The sequence below is a fragment of the bacterium genome (assembly GCA_021158245.1).
Taxonomy (GTDB): domain Bacteria; phylum Zhuqueibacterota; class QNDG01; order QNDG01; family QNDG01; genus QNDG01.
Genome location: JAGGVB010000003.1, coordinates 1 through 23,827 on the forward strand (window position 1 = coordinate 1; position 23,827 = coordinate 23,827).

At 36.0% G+C, this 23,827-nt stretch carries 25 protein-coding genes; 18 read left to right on the top strand and 7 right to left on the bottom strand.

Features of this window, described 5'->3' with window-relative positions:
• Positions 1 to 518: oxidoreductase (locus J7K93_00035; protein MCD6115377.1), on the bottom strand; the 518-nt coding region annotated here is incomplete at its 3' end.
• 676 nt (positions 519 to 1,194) lie between these two features.
• Between J7K93_00035 and J7K93_00040 the strand changes: the two genes are divergently transcribed.
• The 4 genes from J7K93_00040 (at position 1,195) to eno (ending at position 4,495) form a co-directional block, all read left to right on the top strand.
• Positions 1,195 to 2,085, top strand: a complete 891-nt coding sequence (locus J7K93_00040) for a LysR family transcriptional regulator (protein MCD6115378.1) — start codon at positions 1,195 to 1,197, stop codon at positions 2,083 to 2,085.
• An 18-nt stretch (positions 2,086 to 2,103) separates the two neighbouring features.
• The gene (locus J7K93_00045; GenBank protein MCD6115379.1) at positions 2,104 to 2,544 is read left to right on the top strand and encodes a hypothetical protein; all 441 of its coding nucleotides are present in this window, start codon (positions 2,104 to 2,106) and stop codon (positions 2,542 to 2,544) included.
• Entirely contained in the window at positions 2,537 to 3,019 is a 483-nt protein-coding gene (locus J7K93_00050; protein ID MCD6115380.1) for a hypothetical protein, read from the top strand. Before J7K93_00045 ends, J7K93_00050 begins: the two co-directional genes overlap by 8 nt.
• A 201-nt stretch (positions 3,020 to 3,220) precedes the next feature.
• Complete coding sequence (eno, locus tag J7K93_00055; protein ID MCD6115381.1) at positions 3,221 to 4,495, top strand: phosphopyruvate hydratase; 1,275 nt, start codon at positions 3,221 to 3,223, stop codon at positions 4,493 to 4,495.
• A gap of 338 nt (positions 4,496 to 4,833) precedes the next feature.
• Here the strand turns inward: eno and smc are convergent, their stop codons facing one another.
• The gene (smc, locus tag J7K93_00060) at positions 4,834 to 8,415 is read right to left on the bottom strand and encodes a chromosome segregation protein SMC (GenBank protein ID MCD6115382.1); all 3,582 of its coding nucleotides are present in this window, start codon (positions 8,413 to 8,415) and stop codon (positions 4,834 to 4,836) included.
• A gap of 207 nt (positions 8,416 to 8,622) precedes the next feature.
• Positions 8,623 to 9,219 carry a T9SS type A sorting domain-containing protein gene (locus J7K93_00065; protein ID MCD6115383.1) on the bottom strand — a complete coding sequence of 199 codons (597 nt, stop codon included), beginning with the start codon at positions 9,217 to 9,219 and terminating at the stop codon, positions 8,623 to 8,625.
• 526 nt (positions 9,220 to 9,745) lie between these two features.
• Here J7K93_00065 and J7K93_00070 point away from each other — a divergent pair.
• From J7K93_00070 to J7K93_00095, 6 genes are all read left to right on the top strand, one after another.
• The gene (locus J7K93_00070) at positions 9,746 to 11,827 is read left to right on the top strand and encodes an elongation factor G (protein MCD6115384.1); all 2,082 of its coding nucleotides are present in this window, start codon (positions 9,746 to 9,748) and stop codon (positions 11,825 to 11,827) included.
• A gap of 95 nt (positions 11,828 to 11,922) precedes the next feature.
• Positions 11,923 to 12,633 (top strand): AAA family ATPase, encoded by a 711-nt coding sequence (locus tag J7K93_00075; protein MCD6115385.1) that lies wholly within the window; start codon positions 11,923 to 11,925, stop codon positions 12,631 to 12,633.
• 290 nt (positions 12,634 to 12,923) lie between these two features.
• The gene (locus J7K93_00080; protein ID MCD6115386.1) at positions 12,924 to 13,304 is read left to right on the top strand and encodes a hypothetical protein; all 381 of its coding nucleotides are present in this window, start codon (positions 12,924 to 12,926) and stop codon (positions 13,302 to 13,304) included.
• Between the two features lie 232 nt (positions 13,305 to 13,536).
• Entirely contained in the window at positions 13,537 to 13,767 is a 231-nt protein-coding gene (locus tag J7K93_00085) for a hypothetical protein (protein ID MCD6115387.1), read from the top strand.
• A complete protein-coding gene (locus tag J7K93_00090) occupies positions 13,757 to 14,104 on the top strand; it encodes a type II toxin-antitoxin system PemK/MazF family toxin (protein ID MCD6115388.1) in 348 nt (115 codons plus the stop codon). Before J7K93_00085 ends, J7K93_00090 begins: the two co-directional genes overlap by 11 nt.
• Before the next feature lie 868 nt (positions 14,105 to 14,972).
• Positions 14,973 to 16,184, top strand: a complete 1,212-nt coding sequence (locus J7K93_00095; protein MCD6115389.1) for an ATP-binding protein — start codon at positions 14,973 to 14,975, stop codon at positions 16,182 to 16,184.
• A gap of 284 nt (positions 16,185 to 16,468) precedes the next feature.
• Here J7K93_00095 and J7K93_00100 read toward each other — a convergent pair whose 3' ends face one another.
• Both J7K93_00100 and J7K93_00105 read right to left on the bottom strand, forming a co-directional pair.
• On the bottom strand, positions 16,469 to 16,783 hold the full coding sequence (locus J7K93_00100) for a type II toxin-antitoxin system RelE/ParE family toxin (GenBank protein ID MCD6115390.1): 315 nt from the start codon (positions 16,781 to 16,783) through the stop codon (positions 16,469 to 16,471).
• The gene (locus J7K93_00105) at positions 16,783 to 17,049 is read right to left on the bottom strand and encodes a type II toxin-antitoxin system prevent-host-death family antitoxin (GenBank protein ID MCD6115391.1); all 267 of its coding nucleotides are present in this window, start codon (positions 17,047 to 17,049) and stop codon (positions 16,783 to 16,785) included. The genes J7K93_00100 and J7K93_00105 overlap by 1 nt, the downstream gene beginning before the upstream one ends.
• Positions 17,050 to 17,464: 415 nt before the next feature.
• On the opposite strand from J7K93_00105, the gene J7K93_00110 reads away from it, so the two are divergent.
• From J7K93_00110 to J7K93_00145, 8 genes are all read left to right on the top strand, one after another.
• Positions 17,465 to 17,767 (top strand): nucleotidyltransferase family protein, encoded by a 303-nt coding sequence (locus J7K93_00110; GenBank protein ID MCD6115392.1) that lies wholly within the window; start codon positions 17,465 to 17,467, stop codon positions 17,765 to 17,767.
• A complete protein-coding gene (locus J7K93_00115; GenBank protein ID MCD6115393.1) occupies positions 17,760 to 18,095 on the top strand; it encodes a DUF86 domain-containing protein in 336 nt (111 codons plus the stop codon). Before J7K93_00110 ends, J7K93_00115 begins: the two co-directional genes overlap by 8 nt.
• Before the next feature lie 525 nt (positions 18,096 to 18,620).
• Positions 18,621 to 18,866, top strand: coding sequence for a hypothetical protein (locus J7K93_00120; protein ID MCD6115394.1), 246 nt, complete (start codon positions 18,621 to 18,623; stop codon positions 18,864 to 18,866).
• A 1-nt stretch (position 18,867) separates the two neighbouring features.
• Positions 18,868 to 19,293, top strand: coding sequence for a PIN domain-containing protein (locus J7K93_00125; protein MCD6115395.1), 426 nt, complete (start codon positions 18,868 to 18,870; stop codon positions 19,291 to 19,293).
• A 613-nt stretch (positions 19,294 to 19,906) separates the two neighbouring features.
• Positions 19,907 to 20,146 (top strand): AbrB/MazE/SpoVT family DNA-binding domain-containing protein, encoded by a 240-nt coding sequence (locus tag J7K93_00130; GenBank protein MCD6115396.1) that lies wholly within the window; start codon positions 19,907 to 19,909, stop codon positions 20,144 to 20,146.
• Positions 20,147 to 20,247: 101 nt separating this feature from the next.
• Positions 20,248 to 20,430: a hypothetical protein gene (locus J7K93_00135; protein ID MCD6115397.1), complete on the top strand. Its 183-nt coding sequence runs from the start codon at positions 20,248 to 20,250 to the stop codon at positions 20,428 to 20,430.
• Positions 20,431 to 20,455: 25 nt separating this feature from the next.
• The gene (locus tag J7K93_00140; protein ID MCD6115398.1) at positions 20,456 to 21,691 is read left to right on the top strand and encodes a hypothetical protein; all 1,236 of its coding nucleotides are present in this window, start codon (positions 20,456 to 20,458) and stop codon (positions 21,689 to 21,691) included.
• 446 nt (positions 21,692 to 22,137) lie between these two features.
• Positions 22,138 to 22,842: a hypothetical protein gene (locus J7K93_00145; GenBank protein MCD6115399.1), complete on the top strand. Its 705-nt coding sequence runs from the start codon at positions 22,138 to 22,140 to the stop codon at positions 22,840 to 22,842.
• 295 nt (positions 22,843 to 23,137) lie between these two features.
• Here J7K93_00145 and J7K93_00150 read toward each other — a convergent pair whose 3' ends face one another.
• Complete coding sequence (locus J7K93_00150; GenBank protein ID MCD6115400.1) at positions 23,138 to 23,350, bottom strand: BrnA antitoxin family protein; 213 nt, start codon at positions 23,348 to 23,350, stop codon at positions 23,138 to 23,140.
• 4 nt (positions 23,351 to 23,354) lie between these two features.
• Positions 23,355 to 23,642: a BrnT family toxin gene (locus J7K93_00155; protein MCD6115401.1), complete on the bottom strand. Its 288-nt coding sequence runs from the start codon at positions 23,640 to 23,642 to the stop codon at positions 23,355 to 23,357.
• Positions 23,643 to 23,827 lie beyond the last annotated feature (185 nt).

Genomic DNA, 23,827 nt, shown 5'->3' on the forward strand with positions numbered 1-23,827 from the left:
ATCTGATCCGCTACAGGCGGGCATCCGGGCATTCTGTAATCAATGTCAACAACCTGATCAAGAGTTCTTACATAAGAAAAAAGCTCTGGCAGGGATAAATCGCCGTTCTTTGTTTTAGTGAGGGATTTCGGCTCTGTTTTGCTTTTATTGTCATTTGAAGGAGCCTGATGATAAACGTAATCAATTATACCCTTCTTTGTGGTCAGGTTGCCAAGTCCCGGAATACAACCCTCTGCTGCACATGACCCGAATGCAACAAGGATTTTTGATTTTTTGCGGAGGAGCCTGGCCATATGCAGGTTTTCATCATTTCTGATTGCACCGTTAAACAGGCAGACATCAATTTCACCGTTTGCCATTTCCTCAACATCTTTGTATTTTGTATCCATAATACAGGGACAAAATACAATGTCTGCTGCCTTGTCAACCTCAATTATTTTTTCTCTGATATCAAGGAATGCAATTTCACAGCCTCCGCAGCTCGCTGCCCAGTAAACTGCTATTTTGGGTTTACTCATACAAATTCTCCCTGAGAAAGGATACAAAAATTCAAAACCAAATCAGGTCTCATAATTTTCCGACAGTTACGGTATTCCAAATCAACAAACAACAGAACAATCAATTATTAAACAAGGATATATCAGAATAATAAAAAAACCTGTTTCGTTATGGAATCAGGTTTTTTTAATACTCTGTTTGCATTGTCTGCGCGAGTCAAATAGCAGATGAAACTCAGGAAGAGATCGTGATGTTGAGCAGACTTGAACTACAAAAAAGAGTAGATTTTTATGGGAACTCATCAAGAGTCTCATCTATGCATCTCTTCTATATTTTGTAATGTCAATTCTTTCTGCTTTTACGAACGTAAATATTAACTCTGTTTCTGTCAATTTAATTTTATTTATAATATTCTTTAATTTTCCTTATAATTAATTATTTTAATAATCTCTTGACAATAAAGTTTTAATAAATTATCTTTGTTATGAAGGCGATAATACCCTTACTGTAAAACAGTCAGGCTTTGTTATAAAACATCGTTTTAATGAATTATCCATGTTCTTTACTTTTGTAATATAATCTTCCGGGATGAGCATTATTTCCATGTTTTTATTTTATTTAGATTTGTGTATTTTGCCAACAACTAAGTTTTCATAAAATCATAACTTTTGACAATAAAACTTATGTGAGGGGAATATGGAATTTCAGCAATTACGCGGGTTCTATTTCAGTGCAAAAATGGGCAGCCTGACAAAAGCAGCAGAAAAAATGTCAATTACACAGTCCGCTGTAAGCCAGCAGATCAAGGCCCTGGAATACGAGCTCGGAATAAAATTATTTAATCGCTACGGGCCTAAAAAGGAGCTTACTCCTGACGGCGAACTGTTTTTAAATCTTATTTCACCTCTCATTCAGGAAATTGATTCTTTGAAAATCACCTTTGAAGATGTGAAGGGCAGTCAGAAAGGCGTCTTGACTATTGCAGCTACGACATTTATGATAATGAGCCACCTTCCTGTAGTTATAAAAAAATTCAAGCAGCAGTACCCCTCTGTAAGATTTACCATACTTGAGAGAAGGTGGTGCGAAATTATAAATCTGGCAAACGCCGGAGAAATAGACTTTGGCATTACTCCAAACAGAGATTCGCACCCAAACCTGGACACATACAAACTTGACCCGATTGAACGTGTGCTTATTACACCGCCTGATCACCCGCTCGCAAAAATGGATAAAATAACTATTGAAGATATTGCCAGGCATCCGATTGTAACTTATGAAAAAGGGCTTATTACAAGAAAAGAATTCGATCAGGTTTTTAAAAACTACAATCTGGAGCCCGATGTTGTTATGGAAGCCACAAATGCAGAAACAATAAAAAGGTATGTTGAAATAGGAATAGGCATTGCAGTTATACCGCAAAGTGCACTTTCAACTTCACCAACCCACTTTGTAAAGGTAATACCAATAAGTGAATACTTCGGTACAAGCTGCTACTGTGTTGTTTTGAGAAAAGGTAAGCACGTAACGCAGTGGAGTAAGAATTTTCTGTATCTTTTAGATCCTAAATTTGAAGTAATTTTTTAAGGAGATTTATTATAAAAAATGAAGAGAACCGCATTAATTCTGCTATCTGTTATTGTACTGTTATTGCTTTCTGTATACAATTACAACAACCATCCATGGATCAGCATAGAAACATGTATAAAAAACCCTACCGCATTTGACGGTAAAATAGTTGAGAAATTCAGCGAACCTATGATCGGTAAGCTGTATAAAGACGGGTTTATACTGAAGCAGAAACAGGGCCGATCCATTCACGTTTATGCGGATACTTCAGGATTAAAGACAGGAGAGTATCTCGGACTCAAGGCCCGCTTTCACAAAGAGGGGTATCTTGAAGCAGTGTACATTAAGGTGTCAAAATACCGCAGATACAAGATATGGCTTTCAGTTATTCCCGTATTTTTTGTACTATTTTTTTTAATTCGTAATTTAAAATTTAATTGGAAAAAATTTTTATTTGAGATGAAAAACAATGCCTGACTTAATAACACATTCTATCTTCAACCATATTTTAGGAAGAGCCTATAATATCAAAAGAAATGTCAATCCGTTTTCAGGAATAGTTATATTTTTCTACCTCGGAACTATACTTCCTGATATTCTTACAAGGCCTTTTTATATCGTGTTCCCCCAAACACATGATTGGATAATTTTTCTGCACACGCCCGTTGCAATCATTTTTTTCTCAATTTTGTTAGTTCAGTTCCTTCAGGAGGGAATAAGAACCTCTGCATTTGTAAACCTTATTGCAGGTTCCTACCTTCACTTTCTTCTCGACTCATTACAGAAACAGGTGACAGGCAACAACTTCTGGCTCTTTCCATTCTCGTGGCACAACTTCGGATTCGGGCTGTTCTGGGCGAGTGATTACCTTCGGTTTCTGCCCTTATCACTTTTTATTCTGATTGTAGTTGAATTGATTATATTTTTAAATAACAGGAAATCAACATTATAATGGAACATATTAAGAACACAGAAGTTTATTTATTGATCTATCTCAGAAAACAAAGAATATTTATGTTTCCTGAATAGAATATTAACTTCGTGATATTGGAGAGAATGAAAGTTTGATATTTTTCAGCAACGGATACAATAGCAGCATTTAAATACCTGATCTCCCATACTGCCAAAACTTAATTATAAAAAGAGGAATAAAATGAAAACTTCAATTAAAAAAATTAACGCCATTGAAATTCTGGATTCCAGAGGAAATCCGACTGTAAGAACCTATGTAGAACTTGACAACGGGATTAGAGCATCAGCATCTGTGCCATCCGGAGCCAGCACAGGTGAAAATGAAGCTGTTGAGTTGAGAGATAATGATAAGGCAAGATATGGCGGAAAAGGCGTTTTAAAAGCAGTCAAGAATATAAAAGAAATTATTGAACCGGCTCTAATAGGCCTGGATGCTACTAATCAAATGCAGATTGACAAATTAATGATTAAATTAGATGGAACTGCTAACAAATCAAAATTGGGCGCAAATGCAATTCTTGGCGTTTCAATGGCTGTTGCAAGAGCAGCTTCGGAATCATTGGAATTGCCACTATTTCAATATCTCGGCGGTGTAAATTCCAAACGTATCCCTGTTCCGTGTATGAATATCTTAAATGGCGGAGAACATGCAGACAATAATGTAGATATTCAGGAATTCATGGCAGTACCAATAGGTGCACCTGCATTTCATGAAGGTTTGCGATATATTGCAGAAACATTCCACACACTGAAAGCAATATTAAAGTCTCGTGGATTAGCAACAAGTGTCGGAGATGAAGGAGGCTTCGCTCCTAATTTAAATAGTAATGAAGATGCCATGGAAATCATTATTGAAGCTATTGAAAAAGCAGGATATAAACCGGGTATTGATATTGCCATTGCATTGGATAGCGCTGCTAACTCTTTCTCATCTGATTTAAAAAATAATTATGATTTAAAATGGTCAGGCGAGGGGAAACTTAATAGTGATGAATTAATTTCATTCTGTGAAAAATGGGTCTCAAAGTATCCAATCGTTTTGTGGGAAGATCCCCTTGCAGAACAAGACTGGGATGGATTCAAGAAATTAACATCTATACTGGGTGATAAAATCGAAGTAGTTGGCGATGATATTTTTGTTACAAATACAAAATATATATCAAGGGGTATAAAAGAAGGAACTGCTAATTCATCTTTAATAAAGTTAAATCAAATTGGTACTGTTATTGAAAGTATAGATGCGGTAAGAATGTGCCACAATGCCGGATGGAGATACTTTATTTCACATCGATCAGGAGAAACAGCAGATTCTTTCCTTGCCGATTTTGCAGTTGCTATGGATGGCGGCCATCTGAAAACAGGCTCTGCAAGCAGGAGTGAAAGAATTGTTAAATATAACAGATTGCTCGAAATTGAAAATTACCTGGGTTCAGCAGCTGAATATTATTGGAAATAATTTTCTGTATTTGTCATGCCCATGAAAATGGGCATCCATAAGAGGGGTGGTAGAGGGTTAAACACACCCCGCCCCTGGATTCCCGCTAAAAACATGCGGGAATGACTCCCTGAAGAAGCGTTGCGACGAAAATTTTAGAGATGCCGGAAAAAACTCTAAATTTTGTCATTTCGATTATGCCGAAGGTATTTGTTTTAAAAAAAATTATAGAATGAAAGCGAATGTTCCTCTTTTAATTGCCACGTGCTTTAGCTCGTGGATAATTGTATTTCTGAACCAATGGGCTTCAGCCCAAATTTCCAGATGCCGGCAAATAAAATCTTTATCCTTTTTACTTTTTACTTTTTACTTTTTACTTTTTTTGTGGCCTGTTCGGGAGCCTTGTCATCAAATTTAACAGACACAATTTTTGAAACGCCCTTCTCTTCCATTGTAACACCGTAAAGCGTCTTAGCCACTTTCATTGTCATTCTGTTATGTGTCACAATTATAAATTGTGTCTTCTCTGCAAACTCTTTTAAGACCCGTGTAAACCTCTCTACATTTGCATCGTCAAGAGGTGCATCAATTTCATCAAGTATACAGAACGGGCTTGGCTTGACAAGATAAAGTGCAAAAAGAAGTGATATTGCAGTAAGCGCTCTCTCTCCTCCTGACAGAAGGCTTAAATCTCTTGAATGTTTTCCTGCAGGCCGGGCAACGATCTCTATCTGCGCTTCAAGCGGATCTTCACCCTCAGGAAGATGAAGATCTGCTTCGCCCTCCTGGAAAAACCTGCTGAAAGTGCTTCTAAAATGCTTTCTTACTTCTTCAAATACTTCCGTAAAACGCATTCTTGCCGTTTTATTTATCTTTGTAATTGTCTCCTGGAGTGTATCCTCCGCAGAAAGCAGGTCATCTCTCTGCTGAAGCAGAAAATCCAGACGCTCTTTCTGTTCGTCATACTCCGTAAGAGCCATAAGGTTCACAACTCCAAGCCCCTTCATCTTCCGCTTCAACTCCAGCACTTCTTCCTCTGACTGCCGAACATCCATCTCCGCCCTGGGGCTCATCTTTTCAATATCAGTTTCGTAACTCTCCAGCATACGCTCTTTTAAATTTTTCATATCACGGGACAAATCAGCAATTTTCAGTTCAAGGCCATGAATTTTTTCTGCAATCTGCTCCCTGCCTCTGCGAACTTCTCTTACCTCCCGCTCTTTCTGCCGCAAGTCCTGCTGAAGTTCCTGATATGCAGTATCCTTGTTTGTTAAAAGCTTATCCTTTTTATCTTTCTCTGCAAAATTCTCTTCAAGAGCCTTACTGTTTTCCTGCCCCTCTTTTACCAACCTGTCTATTTCAGATTCAGATTCGCCAATTTCGGAGAAGCGCTGTTCTATGGTAGATTCAATCTCTTCAATCAGGCCCTTTGATCTCTCAATATCATAATCAAGATTTCTTGCATCGCCCTTAAGCCGGACAAGTGCAAGATTAAGCTTATGAACTTCTTCCTCTTTTACGTGTTCTTCTTCTTCCAGCCTCTCAATATCAGATTGAATCCTCGCGGATTCATGATCTATCTTCTCTCTCTGATCTAAAAGTTTTTCTATCTCAGGCCTTATGTTTTCTATTTTTTCCTTGCTCTGTTCAATTTCTTTTAAAAGTTTCTGCCTCTCAACAGCATTGGACTTCAGCCCTTCTTCCGCCTTCTGAGATTCGAATTCAATCCTTGAATAATCATATTCGGTTTTTCGCAGTTTCTCTTTAATCTCTGATAGGTTCTTATCCGATTCAGCAATTAATTTCTTTGTTTCTTCAAGCTCATCTTCTTTTTTACCGATTGTATTCTTTAAACTGCCAACCTTTTTCTTAAGTGATTCAATCTCTTTCTCAAGCTCTTTAATTCTGCGGACTCTTCCCACAAGAGTACTGTCTTGTCCTGTTTTGTCGCCTGAATAAACGCCGCCCCAGCTTGTAATGAGCTCACCTTCAAGAGTTGCCGCCCTCATCCCTCTCATTACTGAACTCTCTATGGCAAGCCGTGCCGATTCCATATCCTCAACTATCAGAACATCCCCAAGCAGATGCTCAACAACAGGTTTAATCTCTTTATTGTACTTTATAAGTTCGTCAGCCCATCCAACAACTTTAACATCTTTATTTATTTTGGCTTTTGTGCGGGAAGAATCTGCAGATCCTGCTTTTTCAAGACAGATCATACTCACTCGGCCGCCGCGCCTCTGTTTCAGCTTGTCAATCGCTGTATAAGCATTTGAAAGCTTATCCACAAGCAGATATCCTGATGCCTCTCCAAGCGATGCTGCAATAGCCTGTCGATGCTCGGGTTCGGCATCAATCAGATCTGCCACAATACCGAAAAGCCCCGGCATATTCTGTTTGATAAGCCATTTTGAACCATCAGAAACACCTTCCTGATTATCAAGCATATTTTTATAAAAATTGAGCCTTCCCTCAACCAATTCCAGCCTGCTGCGCGTATCAAAAAAACTTTCTCTGGTTTTATCAATAGATTCTCTTAAAGTTTTCTCTTTCTCTTTTAACGCTTCGGAATGGTTCTGTATTTTTGCATGTTCTATATTTAAAACATCTATCGAAGCACGAAACTCCTTTGAGTCTGTTTCACTCTTTCTAATAATTTCTCTGTAAGTTTTATCCTCTTCTTCAAGCCTCTCCATGCGGCCCTGGCTGTTATCAATTCTGGTACGCATATTAGTCTCTGACGAGGTAAGGGAATTAACCTTTTCAAGGCACTCAATAACAGCCTTTTTCTTTTCATTCAGATTAAGGCGTTTCATATTAAGGCCCTGCATAAAAACTTCAAGCTCTTTTTTCTTATTCTCAAAAATTCTGTTACTGCTTGTTATCCTGACTTGAATGGCCTCACGGTCACGCCCTGTAACAACAAGATGATTTTCCTGATCCTCAAGTCTCTTTTTAAGATTTTCAATCTCTTTTGTATATCTTGTTATTCTTTCTTTAAGGGAACCCGTTCTCTCTTTTCCTACGCGTATATCACTCTCTCTTTTATGTATTTCTTCAACAAGGAGAGCAACATCTTCACGTATTTTCACAAGATCCCTTTCCTGCTCAGCAAGAGTCAGGCGGATAGTTTCAAGGTCTGCTTCTTCTTTTGTTATTTCGGTGCTGCTTCCGTCTTTCTGCTGATTTAATCCATTTAACTCTTTTTGAAGAGGTGCTATCTCCTCTTTAAGTTTGTTAAAAAGATAGACTGATGTATTTAGTTCAAGATCTCTTACAAGTTCCTGATATTCTTTGTATCTTCTGGCCCTGCCGACCTGGCGCTTTAATGAAGTTACACTGCGCTCCACCTCCCGGATTATGTCATTTACACGGAGAAGATCATTCTGAGTAGCATCCAGTTTTCGCATTGCTGCTTTTAATCTGTGTTTATACTTTGTAACACCTGCTGCTTCTTCCAGGAGCTTACGCCTGTCTTCTGCTCTTTCACTTAAAATATCTTCAATCATTTTAAGTTCAATAACAGAGTAAGCATCAGCGCCGACTCCCGTATCCATAATCAGATCATTCACATCCTTTAAGCGTACTCTGTTTTTATTTATGAGATATTCACTCTCTCCTGACCTGTAAAGACGCCTTGTAATTGTAACTTCCGAATAATCTATAGGCAAAACATGGTTAGAATTATCAAAAGTAAGGGAAACTTCAGCCATTCCAAGTGGTTTTGAAGATTGAGCCCCTCCGAAGATCACATTTTCCATTCTGTCCGTACGCAGAATTGAAGGCCGCTGCTCTCCCAATCCCCAGCGTATAGCATCAACAATATTGGTTTTACCGCAGCCGTTAGGCCCTACAACTGATGTGATTTTTCCGTCAAAACGTAAATCAATTTTTTTCGCAAATGATTTAAATCCGTTAACTGTCAACCTTGATAAGATCATATAGTATTATCTCTGCATCTTATTAAAAATTTCATTATCCAATTTATTCGGTATAATACAATAAAAATCCCCCTGAAATGGAAAGGAAATAAGGGGGATTAAATATTTGTTACGCTTTCCCTTACGGGAAAATATAAGCCTAAATCAAAATATTGTCAAGTAAAACCTTTAACTGTATTTATTATCTTGAGATTCAATATAGAATAATCAATGAATAAGGCTGATTTTCCTCGTCTGTGAAAAATCCCCTACAATTATTCTGCAGAGATAAATACCGCTGGATACAAAAAGGCCGTGTTCATCTGTCCCGTCCCACTCCACTTCATATAAGCCGTGCTGCTGCACACCCTTCTGAAGTGTTTTCACTCTTCTGCCCCGTATATCGTAAATTGCAATATTTACATCGAGGTCATAACTCAAATGGTATGGTATTTTTGTGCTTGGATTAAACGGATTAGGATAGTTCGGCATTAAGGAGAACGGTTTTTTTCTAACCTTGCTGAGCAGCACTACAGATTCATCCGAGAATGCACTTTCATTCCCGGCTCTGTCATATGCTGTAATTGAAAAATAGTAAACACCGGTATCAGGTAAAGATGTGATTGTATATTCTTTTACATTCCCCACGTCTTTATTATATGCATACATTCTGGATCTTGTACCATAGTAAATAACATAACCTGCAAGGTCATTTTCTTTATTGCTGTCCCATATAACTTTAACATCAGCAGCCGCTGCCGATTCCGGCAAAAACCGGAAAACCGACAGGATCACAATAAATAATATTAATTTTATATTTTTCACATTCATCATTCTTAAATTAATTTTAATAGCTTTACTGAATTCATATTTGCAAATTTCGTTCCCAAATATTTATCTCGTTGTTTTATCGAACCTTACGTCAAAGATTCCGAATACCCGGCCGGTCACTATCCGGTCATTAACAAACTGATGGGGTTATTATCAATCACCCTGCCGCATAATACAGGCAAAAATAAATTCAATTTCTTTAAGTTCCCGGCGTCTTTAATGTGAATAATTTCCTGAATATAATTGGCATCAACACTGCCGAAACTATTGTTTTTGCCATCAGTAAAAACAAAAAAAATATTGTTTCTATTCACAATAATTTTTTTTATCTTGACATTAGATTTGCAATAGTGTATATTCCCTGCCGTTTTACTTATTAAAAAGAAAAACGGGATAAAAGTACTATTGACAATTCAAGGCGGAAACTGTAAAATTTTTTCGGGAATTCCGGAAAATAAAGGGCATAGTTTCCACCGGCAAAGAACAAAAAAGAAACAGGTAATGATTTGCAGGTTAAACAATGATCACAGATTTTACAAAAATGAGAAACATAGGAATCAGCGCTCATATTGATTCCGGTAAAACCACGCTTACCGAAAGAATGCTCTTCTATACAAGAAAAATCCACGCTATTCATGAAGTGCACGGCAAAGACGGAGCAGGCGCTACCATGGACTCCATGGAGCTTGAAAAGGAACGCGGCATTACAATTGCATCAGCATCAACAAACGTTACATGGAAAAAACATTCAATTAATATTATTGATACTCCGGGGCATGTTGATTTTACAGTTGAAGTTGAAAGAGCTTTAAGAGTACTTGACGGCGCAATTCTCGTTCTCTGCGGTACAGGCGGAGTCCAATCCCAGTCTATCACGGTTGACAGGCAGATGACACGATATAATGTACCTCGTATCGCTTTTATAAATAAACTCGACAGGATGGGAGCTGATCCTGAAAAAGTAACCGAACAGTTAAGGGATAAATTAGGGCACAACTCTGTTATGATGCAGATTCCAATCGGCCTGGAAGCTGATTTTCAGGGAGTTGTTGATCTTGTCAGGATGAAGGCTCTGTATTTCGACGGCACGAACGGAGAAATAATTCGGGAAGAGGAGATTCCTTCCGATCTTGTTAAACATGCTCTTGAAAAAAGAGATGTAATGCTTGATAATGTTTCAATGTTCAGCGATGAGCTGGCAGAAGCATACCTTGAAGATAATGTCACAGAAGAAATAATTCACAAGGCAGTACGGAGTGCCACACTTAACCGTCAGATGATTCCTGTATTCATGGGAGCGGCATTTAAAAACAAAGGCGTTCAGCCGATACTTGATGCAGTTGTGCAATACCTTCCGGACCCGTCAGAAGTTAAGAACAAGGCACTTGACAGAGACAATGATGAAGCAGAAATCATACTTGATACTGATATTTCAAAACCTCTTGTTATGCTCGCATTCAAACTTGAGGATACAAGATACGGCCAGCTCACCTATGTAAGGATATATCAGGGGGCTGTGCATAAAGGGGATGAAATCACCAATACCAGAACTACCGACAGAGTAAGGGTAGGCAGGCTTATCAGAATGCACGCAAATGAAATGGAGGATATCACAGAGGCAGGTGCAGGTGATATTATTGCAATATTCGGTATTGATTGCGCCACAGGAGACACTTTTACCATGCATGGAATGAACTATGCAATGACTTCAATGCATGTTCCGGAGCCGGTTATATCTCTTTCTCTTAATCCAAAAGATAACAAATCAGCTGAAAACATGGCAAAAGCGCTGAACAGGTTTACTAAAGAAGACCCCACGTTTCAGACATTCGTTGACCCTGAAACAAAGGAATCAATAATACGGGGCATGGGCGAACTTCACCTTGATGTTTATATTGAACGTATGCGCAGGGAATACAGCGTTGATCTCGAAACAGGTGCACCTCAGGTTGCTTACAGAGAATCCATTTCCAAACCGGCCGATTTTGATTATACACATAAAAAACAGACAGGCGGCGCAGGCCAATACGGCCGAATTACAGGAAGGATTGAACCTCTGCGGGAGGAGGATTTCGTCTTTGAAAACAATGTAAAGGGAGGAAATATACCTTCCGAATACATCCCTTCATGCGAAAAAGGGTTTAAAGCATGTATGGAGAAAGGCGATTTGATAGGATTCCCAATTGTCGGGGTAAAAGCAATTCTAAAGGATGGTAATTACCACCCTGTTGACTCTTCTGATACTGCTTTTCATCACGCTGCAATAGGCGCATTCCGCCAGGCATATTACAAAGCAAAACCTGTTATACTGGAACCGATAATGCGCGTAGGAGTTGAGACCCCCTCAGAATTTCAGGGCACAGTACTAAGCACAATTAATCAACGCAGAGGTACAATTATCAGTGTCGGAGAAAATAACAATTTTACTGTAATTGAAGCTGAAGTACCATTAAAAGAGATGTTCGGCTATTCAACTGTACTCAGATCTTCTACTCAGGGCAAAGCTGAATTCACTATGGAATTTTCCAAATATGCTAAAGTTCCGGAGTCTATTGCAGAAGAGCTTAAAAAAGAGTACAGCGAAGCAGATAAAAGAAAATAGCTGATTAATAGAAATATAATTTGTAAAAATAAAGAAAATTTTATGCGGACAAACAAGATGTCTCATAAATTGTAATAAAAAAACGAGGCTTTGTAATGCTTAAACAAGAATTATTAAAACTCAGTCCTGTAAGGATTCTTGAGAAATCGATCAACGGAGGTCTTGGCAGAGGGAATATGGGTGTATTCACTGCGAGAAAAGGTGTCGGAAAAACCGCTGCCATGGTACACGTAGCTGTTGACAAATTATTACGTGACGAAAAAGTACTGCACATAAGTTTTTCCGATAATCCGCGGCACATTGAAACCTGGTATGAACAGGTATTTAATGAAATTGCCGATGCCTATCACATGGAAAATGTTCTGGACAACCATCAGCAGATCATACAAAACAGACTCATCGTACATTTTAAAAAGCAGGATTCTGATCTTGACCAGGTTAAAGATACAATTGGCAAATGTACACAGGGAGTACAATTTGAACCATCACTTGTAATAGTTGACGGTTTTTCATTTTACGATCATACAATGGATGACTTTAAGTTCTGGAAAGAATTATCAGAAAAACTGAACAGTGAAACATGGTTCTCCTCTACTCTGCACAGGCATAATCTAAAATTTGATGAAAACGGAATTCCAATACCGACAAGTCAGTTTAAGGACATCTTTTCTGTTATTATTATGCTGGAACCTGTTAACGGTTATGTAAGCCTTAAACTGTTGAAGGACCACGACAACACTGACCTTGAAAAATTAAAGCTGAAACTCAATCCGAAAACAATGCTTATTGCAAATCACAGAGTTTAAATAAAAGCCCTGTACTTAATAACAATAACATACAGGGCTTCCTCATATGGCGTATAAAACTTTTACTCTCCATAATCCAGAACATCTCATTTTTAAATTATCATACACAAATAAATTTAAAATTTCAATTTCTCTTTCCAAATCTCTTAAGTATGTCATATTGTCAATCCATTGTTTTACATTAAGTTATCCCATGTAGTCATCTCACATTTAAAATCGTAGCACAATCTGGCACAGTATTAGCGACTCCAATAATTGTTCGCTAACTTAAATTATTTAAGAGGTTTAAAATGGAAGAGCAGCTTACAAAAGTTGATAAAACAAAAAACCGCATCTACATCTATTTTGAAGGTACTCTGAATTTAGAGCGTGCATTAAAACTTCAGCAGTCTTATAAAGATGCAATAAGCATGTGCACTCCCGGCTTCGATGTTCTTACATATGCAGAAAACTACAAGCCCGGAGATGAAAAGGTTCAAAAAATTGTTGCTGCAATGACAAAAATGGCAGAAGATGCAGGAATTAGAAAAGTAGCCCGCATTGTAGGAACAAATCCTCTCGGTGGGATGCAGATAAATCGCCTTGCAAAGCAGAAAACAAAATACCCTTCACGCCATTTTGCAACCGAAAGAGAAGCATTGGAATACTTAGACAGTAAACTGGACGAATAAAACATATAACGCAGTATTGTAAACTTATATTCCTGATTCGGAATCAGGATAAATACTGCTTACATAAAAAAAAGACATATCCTTCTATACGTGCAGGATAATACTTATATTTTGACATTTGCACATTTTATTTGTATGAGATGAGTGTTAAAAATGCAAAAAAGAATTGACTTATAGTTCAATATGATATATATTTGGGCTGTACGAAAAATATATACCAGGAGAATATACCATGAAGACCATTTCGCTAAAAATTGATGATTCAATTTTCGGAGAAACCGAAAGCATTGTTTCTGTAATGCACAAACCACGCAATAGGTATATCAATGAGGCTATTGATCATTACAATAAATTGCAGAAACGAAAAATTATTGAAAATCAACTCAAAGCTGAGTCATTACTTGTAAAGGAAAATTCTATGTCTGTATTGAAAGAATTTGAGGGCATAGAAAATGAGTATTAAACAATTTGAAATTTGGATTGCTGATCTGAACCCGCAAATAGGAACTGAACCAGGAAAGACAAGGCCTGTATTAATAATCCAAACTAATTTGCTTAATAAGATTGATCATCCTTCAACAATTATTTGCCCTATTACAACACAAGTTAAAAAAGATTCCACCATTTTACGAGTTCATATACAGAAAGGTGTTGCCAATGTTTTGGAAAATTGCGACATAATGGTTGATCAAATTCGGGCTATTGACAACAAACGGCTTTTGAAAAAAGTCGGGAAATTACCAATAAATTTTATAAAACAACTTCAGGAAAATATCAAAACTGTCCTGGATTTAGAATAATATAATTTTGCATGATTTATGCACGTAGAGACGCACGGCCGTGCGTCTACCCCCTATCCAACCACCCACAACACCGCCAACAACACCACGCCCGCCCACAATCAAATCAACAATCAAAATTATTCCGCAAACCAAAATCAATATCATCATTTATTGCGGAATATAAATCCGTTATCAATTCACAAATTGACGATTATATTGATAAATCCAATTCGGATATTCCAAAATACAATCGAAATAATCATTTTTTTCGACCGAATTATCACGATCATATAATCCGAAATGTTAAAACACTCGGTAGTTTTTCCTTGACTTTCTAATATAATTTATTTACAATAGTAACGGTCTTTTCTTTAATATATTTTTTACTGCAGAATTCAACACACAAAGAGAAGCGTTTCATAGAGGGGAGAGGCAGACCGAATATTAATAATTTAATATGGGCTTTGCCTTGAAAGAACGAACTATTTATTCCGATTTTATATTTTCAGGCCGCTCTGCGGAGAGGGAATTGTGCGTTTTGATGGCCCGTCATGATAATGATGATTAACGATTGGAGGTCTGGAGTTAAATAAATCTAAAATCAAAAATCGGTGTTCGAAGGTATTATCCTGTAATCAGTCAATTGCTCCTGGTTTTGAAGAAAGAATTGTCTTATAAAAATGGCTGAATGAAGGAAATAAATTTTCCTTATATAAGAAAATTATTGAATTTTTCCTTTATTTAGACATGTTTTTCCTTATCATTGGACATATTGGGAAATGAGTATGTGGTAGATAGTAATATGTTATGTGTAAAAAAGTCTTGACAAATTGACAAAATATGATTACATTCCAACAAAAGAAGAATAATTATAGAGTGCAGTCCAATGAAAGAAAATATTATCTCAACATACCGAAGACTCTTAAATAGTACTAACTATCAGACTCATCGATATTTATTTAATACATTCAATACGAACAGTCGATTAACTGGTTTAGTTGGTCCTCGTGGCACAGGTAAAACCACCCTTCTTCTTCAATATATTAAAGAAAAAATCAAAAATAAAAAAGAATCTATTTACGTTTCATTGGACAATATTTATTTCACACAAGCCAAATTGATTAATTTTGTCGATGACCTGTATGAAATAACTGGTATTCGAAATTATTTTTTTGATGAAGTTCATAAATATCCTAACTGGGATCAGGAACTCAAAAATATTTATGATTCATATCCGAATATTAATATTGTATTCTCAGGCAGTTCCAGTATGGATTTGATAAAAGGAACTTATGACCTGTCACGAAGAGGAAAACTATTTAAATTGGGAGGAATGTCCTTTCGGGAATATCTTGAATTCCGATTAGGTGTAACTATAAAAAATTACACTTTCAATCAAATTTTATACAACCCGGAATCGATTATTGAAGAAATATCAGAAATCGAAAGATTAAAAGGACATTTCCTTGAATATTTAGATTCGGGTTATTATCCATTTTTATTTGAGGATGAAGAGAATTATTTTCAAAAAATTATGAATATTATTGATAAAACGATTTACGAAGATATTTCTAATTACTACAAATTAAAGACTGAAAATTTAATAAATTTCAGAAGAATTCTTTCATATCTGGCAACAATTCCTCCCGGAGAACTCAATCGAAATAATATTTCAAAACATATTGGTCTTGACAATAAAACAGTAGAAAATTATTTAAATATATTAAATGAAACAGGATTGGTGTGTTTAATTAAAGAAAACAAGTCGGGCAGTGGTTTGTTGAAAGCGACTGAAAAAATATATTTGGACAATTCCAATATTTATAAAGCAATAATAAATGAAATCGGATTTGAGTATAGAAAAGGCACCGTAAGAGAAATATTTTTCATAAAGATGCTGCAAAATTCAGGTGAAAAAGTCTATTATAGTAGAATTGGTGATTTCAATGTTCAGGGCTATAACTTTGAGATTGGTGGAAAAAGTAAGAAAAAAAAGCAAATTAAAGAAAGCTTACAGAATTCATATTTAGTAAAGGATGATATTGTTTTTCCAACAGAGAATGAAATTCCACTCTATTTATTTGGATTTTTGTATTAAAACACATAACAATGCAATTAAGTTGACCCGAAGGGCTCTGTTTGAAATTTAAATTTCTGTGCTTCGCATAAGGTTAGGCTGGCACCAAAATGAACCGGATAAAAACGCTGCCTGTCATTTTCAAATTTACATTCGGCCAACGGACGATGCGGGCGTTGATTAAAAGATTTTGCGTAAGGATTGGATTTTGCATTTAGTACAATATCTTAACCGGTATTCCGAATAGTCTCGGTTGTTTTTACCCGTGATCCAAGCGTTAACTGTATAAGACTATGAAATAAAATTTAAAGATCCGGCGGGAAATCAATTTTACGAATCTGTGCGATAATTTTATCAGCATCTTTTTTAGCAATAATTCTTAATACAAAGATAATGTTTTTTTCGATACCATAAAAAATACGATATGAATCACTATAGGTATCGGCACGCAGCCTGAAGCACGGGAATTTAAAACCTTTAATTTTTTTGATTTTATTTTTGAATTGAAAGGGTTCAGTTTCAAGAATGATTGTTTTATTGAGAATTTGTTTTTGAATTTGAACAGGAAGTTTTTTGAGTTCTTTGACAGCTCGTTTTGTGAATTCAATTCGAAAACTCATTAATCACTGCTCTCATCTAAGTCTTTCAACAGATCATGAATATTTGAGGTTTTCCCTGATTTGTATTCGGATTTAGCTGATTCGAATTCAGAGTTTACATCGATGTATTTTGCGAGAATAAAATCTTCCATATCTTCTTCCTGGAATTTCACCATCATTGCATAAGGATGACCGTTCCGTGTAATAATAATATCATCTTTTTCATTGGCAAGTTTGACATATTTTGAAGGAGAACGGCCTAATTCTTTAATATTTATAAATTGCATGTTTTTCTCCGAATTAAATTGTCAGTACAATTGTCAGTACAATATATACGTCTCGAATCTCGAAGTCAAGATCTTTTTGTTTACGATAAAAAATGACCTGGCAAATCAAAAAATGCATCAAAATCGAAACGTAACGAATCATGGTTGATTCACAGTTAATCCATGCATGAACACAGGAAAAACCAATGTAAAAAGTTTTAAAAGAAAAAATCCGACAGGAAAATAATGAATTTAAATGAAATAAATTGCCTTTTATCCCGGAATATTGTAATTTTATAGTATATTCCTTTCAATCGGATAAATAAAACGGGTATTATCATTTTACAGGCGGAAAAGCACTTTTTAAAGTAAATTCATAAATTCAAGATAAGAATCGTCAGGCCGTTATAAAACAAAAATTAAGGAGAGTGCAAAAATGAATCAAAGAGAGGAAATAATCAAAACTCTGAGAACATCTTACAATTTTTTATCCTCTGAATTCTCCGTAAAAAAAATTGCTGTTTTCGGAAGTGCTGCAAAAAATACGATGACCCCGGGTAGTGATATTGACATTGTGGTTGAATTCAATTCGCCAATAGGATTTCGTTTTAATCGGCTCGTAGAATATCTTGAAAACCTTCTCGGGCGTAAAGTTGATATTCTTACGAAAGACGGAATTAGCAATATAAGGGTAAAAAAAATTACTGAAAGCATAGAGAGGGACATGATCTATGTCTAAGCGTGAAGATACTATTATCCTTGAGAATATTCGAGGCGCAATAAATAGAATCTTGTTGTATTCTCGTGATCTTGGGTATGATGATTTTATAACGGATATGAAAACTCAGGATGCCATAGTAAGGAACATAGAGATTCTCGGAGAAGCCGTTAAATTGCTTTCAGAAGAAACAAAAATGAGATATCCGAATATTTCATGGAAAGATATTGCCGGAACAAGAGATAAATTGATTCATGATTATTTTGGAGTTAACATAGATGTAGTATGGAGTATCGTTAAAAATGATATTCCTCAGTTAAAAAAAGAAATAGAAAATACTGTCGGCTAACACATCGTTAAACATTATATTTTTCAGCTCCGCTATAAAATTCAGATGAACTCGGTCTACTTGCTGAAAAGCAAGAGAAAAATAAAAGATAATTTTGAATTTGTTTTTGGAAACAGTCCCCTTTAAGCTCAAGAAGCATGTACCTTTCCATGAAGTATCCGGACGCACATTGCCTGCTGCAGTCTCAGAGTCATTGCGGATGTGCTGCCCCGGCTGTTTAATCTCCCCTACCCTGGGTTTAACATGAAAACCGTTGGCCAAACTTTTTAAAAAAAATATTTCTCAGACAGGAAAATAATAAATTTAAATGAAATAAATTGCCTTTTATTCTATAATATTGTAATTTTATAATATATTCATTTCAATCGGATCAATGAAACGGGTATTATCATTTTGCAGGATGAAAACCACTTTTTCAGGCAAATTCCGGTTTATTAAGGTGAGAATAGTTGTCTTGTTTAAAAAAGTATTTACTTTTAAGTTTTCATGACGTATATTATAAGAAGTATACGCCAGGAGGAAAAAATGAATACGAAATTAACTTTAAGGCTTGACGAAGATGTCATAATAGGCATTAAAAACTACGCTGTTAAACACCGGCTTTCCGTGTCAAAACTAACAGAAAATATATTCCGAAAACTTCTAGACTCAACCCAAAATTATACACAAGATCTAACACCAATTGTCCAAAAGTATAAAGGAATTGTAACAAATAAAAAAATAAACGAAGATGACAATCTGATTGAATCATTAACAGAAAAGCATTCATGATATGGAAAAATTATATATTGACTGCAACATATTAATCGATTGGTTAACAGATCGGCCACCCTTTTCAATATACGCAAATAGATTATTGACATTAATTGAAAAGAAAATGATCAAAGGGATTGTTTCTCCACTAACTCTCTCAAATACATATTACATAATCCGGAAGCATACGAATAATAAAATTGCAAATGAATTTTTAAATGATGCAAAAAAACTTTTTGACATTTCGGACATTACGAAAGCATCTACTATTGCTGCAATCGAAAACAAATACAAAGACTTCGAAGACGATCTTCATTATTATACTGCTATTAAAAATAATTTAAATTACATAATTACAAGAAATAAGAAAGATTTTCTGCAAGATAAAATTCAAATAATGACCGCAGAAGAATACTTGTTATTGAACAAAAAGCAATCTAAATAAAGAATGCAAATTTAAAGAACTCTCAAAATTTAGATTTACATTTACATTGACCAAAATATAGTCAAAATTTAAAATCATAGCGTGAAATAACTGCTCTACAGATAGCAAAGTTACAAAATTGGAATGATTTTATTTATACACACATTTATAAAGGGCAGTGATTTTATCCACATCGTGCATAACACATACTCATCCTAAAAAGTCCCCGCTAAATCGGGGCAGGCAATGGTGAAAAAATACCCCTGCGCAAAAATATAGAAAATTTTCACAAACATTATTTAAAAACTTAAACCATGACTTTAAAAAGGCAGGAAACCGATGCACAAAGTTTGAAAAGAAAAAAGGGTTCCCAATAGGAATATAATAAATTTAAATGAAATAAATTGCCTTTTATCCCGGGATATTGTAATTTGGTATTATTATCATTTCAATCAGATAAATGAAACAGGTATTATCATTTTGCAGATGGAAAGGCGCTTCATCAAGTAAATTTTGGTTTATTTAAGATAAAAATCGTTATACTACAAGAAACCATATCGAAACATAAAAGATGATTGACTTTTACAATCGATAGCATTAACGTATTACGACACAAATAAAAAGGATAAAGGAAATGGAAGCTGTAAAAATTTCACCTAAGTTTCAAGTCGTGATACCTCGAAATGTGCGCGAAGCAATGAAGTTAATCCCTGGACAGAAAATACAAGTGATCCAGTATGAAGATAGAATTGAACTAATCCCTGAGAGGAAGATATCTGGAATAAAAAGATTTCTGACAAATTGCTGTTATTATACTGATTTTTCTTGGTGGTTTACTACAGGCATCTTGCTTTTACATCAACATGAAAATTAACACTATCAAGATCGAATTGGCAAAGACAGCTCCAAAAAAAATCCCGAAAGATAATTTAGGCCTTTTGAAAAATGAGCTCTCAAAGCATAAAGGTGAAAAAAATGGGATCGTATGTGAAAGAAGTGATTGCTGCTGCCCAGGATGATGATAAATTCTTTTTATGTGCCTTAGCTGGTGATGTAAAAATTATTGTAAGTAGGAATAAGCACTTGCTTGACGCTACCGGTTATCATAGAACTGAAGTCTTGAGGCCTTTCCCTGACCCGATTATGTGTTTAATCTAAAACACTTTGAGGAGGAAGTTAAATTATGAAATTTAAAGACTATAAAAAACCGGTGTTAAGTATTTTACTGATTATATGTTTTTTACTTCCATCAAAAGGGATTGGATCGGATTTAGATTCTACTATTGACAAAATAGTCAGAAAAATGGTTCAGTCTGTTCAGCAAAGCAGCTTAAACTCGGATACTGTCACAGCAGCCATTTTCCCTTTTCAATGCACTGAATCTCTATCCCGGAAAAAAGTTAATTTGGCGATGAGTGAACTTCTTACTCAAAAATTACTTAAAGAATCATTCTTTAAACTTGTTGAAAGGAACCAATTAGAGATTGTTCTCAGTGAGCAGAAATTGGGAATGACTGGAGCCATAGAGAGTGAAACTGCCGCAAAGGTAGGAAAAATTATAGGCGCCCAATTAGTAGCTTTGGGATCAGTGATCCAGATAGGAAAATCATATCAGATCAGTGTTAAACTAGTGGAGACTTCCACCTCAGAAATTATTGGAGCCGTTATTGCTGAAGTTCCGGTTAAAATATTTGATCAGGAAGCATCCCGTTATTTGATATTAGTACCAAAAAAACAGGCCATTGGCTTTTATCTTGAAGGTGTCTTGTTTACTGAAATTAAAGTGGATAATCAGCCCGCGCAAACTCAATGGGATGTCACTGTCACACCGACCAATGTGCAGCCGAAAAATTCTAACACTGTTGGTTTTGGCATTCGCTATTTCCCCTTCCGAAACTGGATGCTTGATCTGTATGTGATGAGTCTTGACTTAGGAGGCGGGGATAAGCCTTTTGAGGGATCATTCAAAGGCAGCCCTGTTTACCCGGATGAACTGGAATCAGATCTAAATGGGACAGGATTCCGATTCACCCTGAATAAATCCTTTCAAATCGTGGATCATCTTAATGCATTTATGGGGCTCGGAGTTGAATATATCTTTATTAAACATAAAGATAAAGGACAGGATAGCGGAAAAGTAAATGATAATAATTTTGTATATCTGTTAGGGACAAAAAAAGAAAAGAATCAGTATTTTACTCCTCTCTTCCGATCGGGTGTAGAATGGATGATCCAGTCCCGTTTTGGCCTTTCCTGTTTTGTTTATGGAAAATGGTCAGATCAGACAGATACCATTTATGCCAAGCTAATTCGGCAAGAGGGCTATGAGCCTTACCAACGTGAAACTGTTTATCTGAAGGCATATAAAATTCATTTACCCCGGTTTGGGCTTGGCATAAGCGCTGCATTATATTTTTAATTTTTTGTTAATAAATTTAGAATATTAAATAAAGTTATGTAATTCGAGCGTAATGTCACACATAACGAATAAGATTTACCCCAATATAATTTTTACTGCAGAATTCATCACATAAAGAGAAGCGTTTCATAGAGGGGAGAGGCAGACAAAATATTAATAATTTAATATGGGCTTTGCCTTGAGAGAACGAACTATTTATTCCGATTTTATATTTTCCGGCCGCTTTGCGGAGATGGATTGGTGTGTTTTAATATGGGGAATTGAATGATTAATGAAGCTATTTCCATATATAGTAATTTATAATTATATGTAGGGATACAATTTAGAAAGGAATTGGTTAGTTAATAATATATTAGAATTAAAATTGAAATAATGACAACCATCTTGAATGCCGTATTAATTTTTTATTTCATGGAGTTGTTCATATGTGTTACAAATGTTGGAGATTGTTTTTTCTATTTTTGCTCATTTTTACTGCATGCAGAAAAAACACGGCATTAGAACCACTCAATTCAGCACCCCAGATTATCCAGCTTACGGCAACGACAAATGTCATCTTTGTCACAGAATCAATAGAGGTCAAGTGTGTTGCTACTGACCCGGACGGTGACAGCCTGAATTACTACTGGGATTCTGCACCTAATTCGATTCGTGGACAAGGATCCAGTGTGACCTGGATTGCACCAGAAAAAGCAGCTCAGTACTCAATTACCTGTAAGGTAAGTGACGGAAAGGCCGAAGATAGCAGTATGTTGGAAATTTATGTGTTTGACTATGATACATTGGCTTTTGTTGAACTTTCACGCCGAGCGCATGAATCTCTCTGGGTACCCGAGCGAGGGAAAAAGGTATTTAGGGAATCAGAGGAATGGGTAACATTTTGGGATAAACATATTCGATGCACCCCTTATTGGATTCCTGCTATTGATTTCGACAGCCTAATGGTTATTGGTGTGTTTCTTGGAGCGCTTTGTGGCTGTACAAACTATAATCCTGTAATCGAATCAGTGGTAATTGCTCACGATACAATTGTTGTCGCCACAGGCGACGGTGTTTGGACAGGAAGTTGTCTTGCCGAAACAACAGATATGCATCTAATCACTATTAAGAAAAACGATTTGCCGGTTGTATTTGTCTATAAACCAGAATAGCCGAAAAATCTACGAGGATTACTTTTGCCCTATTTGGGAGATATCACCCCCACAAAACAGCGGACAGTACAAAAGCCAGGCATTCGCTGTTAAGTCAGCGTTTATTGGAGGCATTTGGTATGAGGCCGCCTTTGTGCCACAGTCGCAGCAGCCCTAACATTTTTTTGCACCCGGGCTGCCATTATAATGCACAAATTTGAGATTTTGCAAATTACTAAAACCATTTCCTTTCACCGAATGCAGATTCAATGGCAGCCGGTGAAAGAATCGTTAGCCCTATTAAAAGCAAAAGACATCATTTGTTCCAGGATATTTCAGGTTTCAATTTTTGCTCGGCACAATCTCGTAAAAACAGATTAATTAGTTTTTGATATGGTATATCAGTTTCAGAGGCCAAATTTTTAAAATATTCAATTGTTTCGTTTTCGATTCGAATAGTAATCTGCTTTTTCAATTTTTTAGAATAAGGGTTTCGAACCGATTTTGAAAAATCATATTCATTTTTCATGTTGTCACCTTGAAGAATAATATTTTGACTCATTCTTTGTTGCTTTGCGGGCTGAAATAATTCTAATTATCTCGTCTTGCTCTTTATAGGCATGGACAACAACAAGTATCCGTAAATGACTACTGATACCAAGTAGAATAAAACGTTCTTCAAAATTAGAATGATCGTTATCACAAATCAGCCGGGCATTATCATCATAAAAGACTGTTTTTGCTTCATCAAAAGATATTTTATGTTTCTTTTGATTTGTTATGTTTTTATTTTCATCCCAAGCAAAGCGTATATTTTTCATATGGCTAATATAATTATTTTATCAATACAAATCAAGGGGAAAATAAATATAACTCCTGGCTTCAACGGACATGGCCGGTTGTTGTCTCTTTCATTTTTAAGTTCTCAAGTGGACTGATACAACTGCCCATGAAAAAATCGAGCTTCGGACAGTGCCGTGGGATAGTTATAAACAATTAATACAGA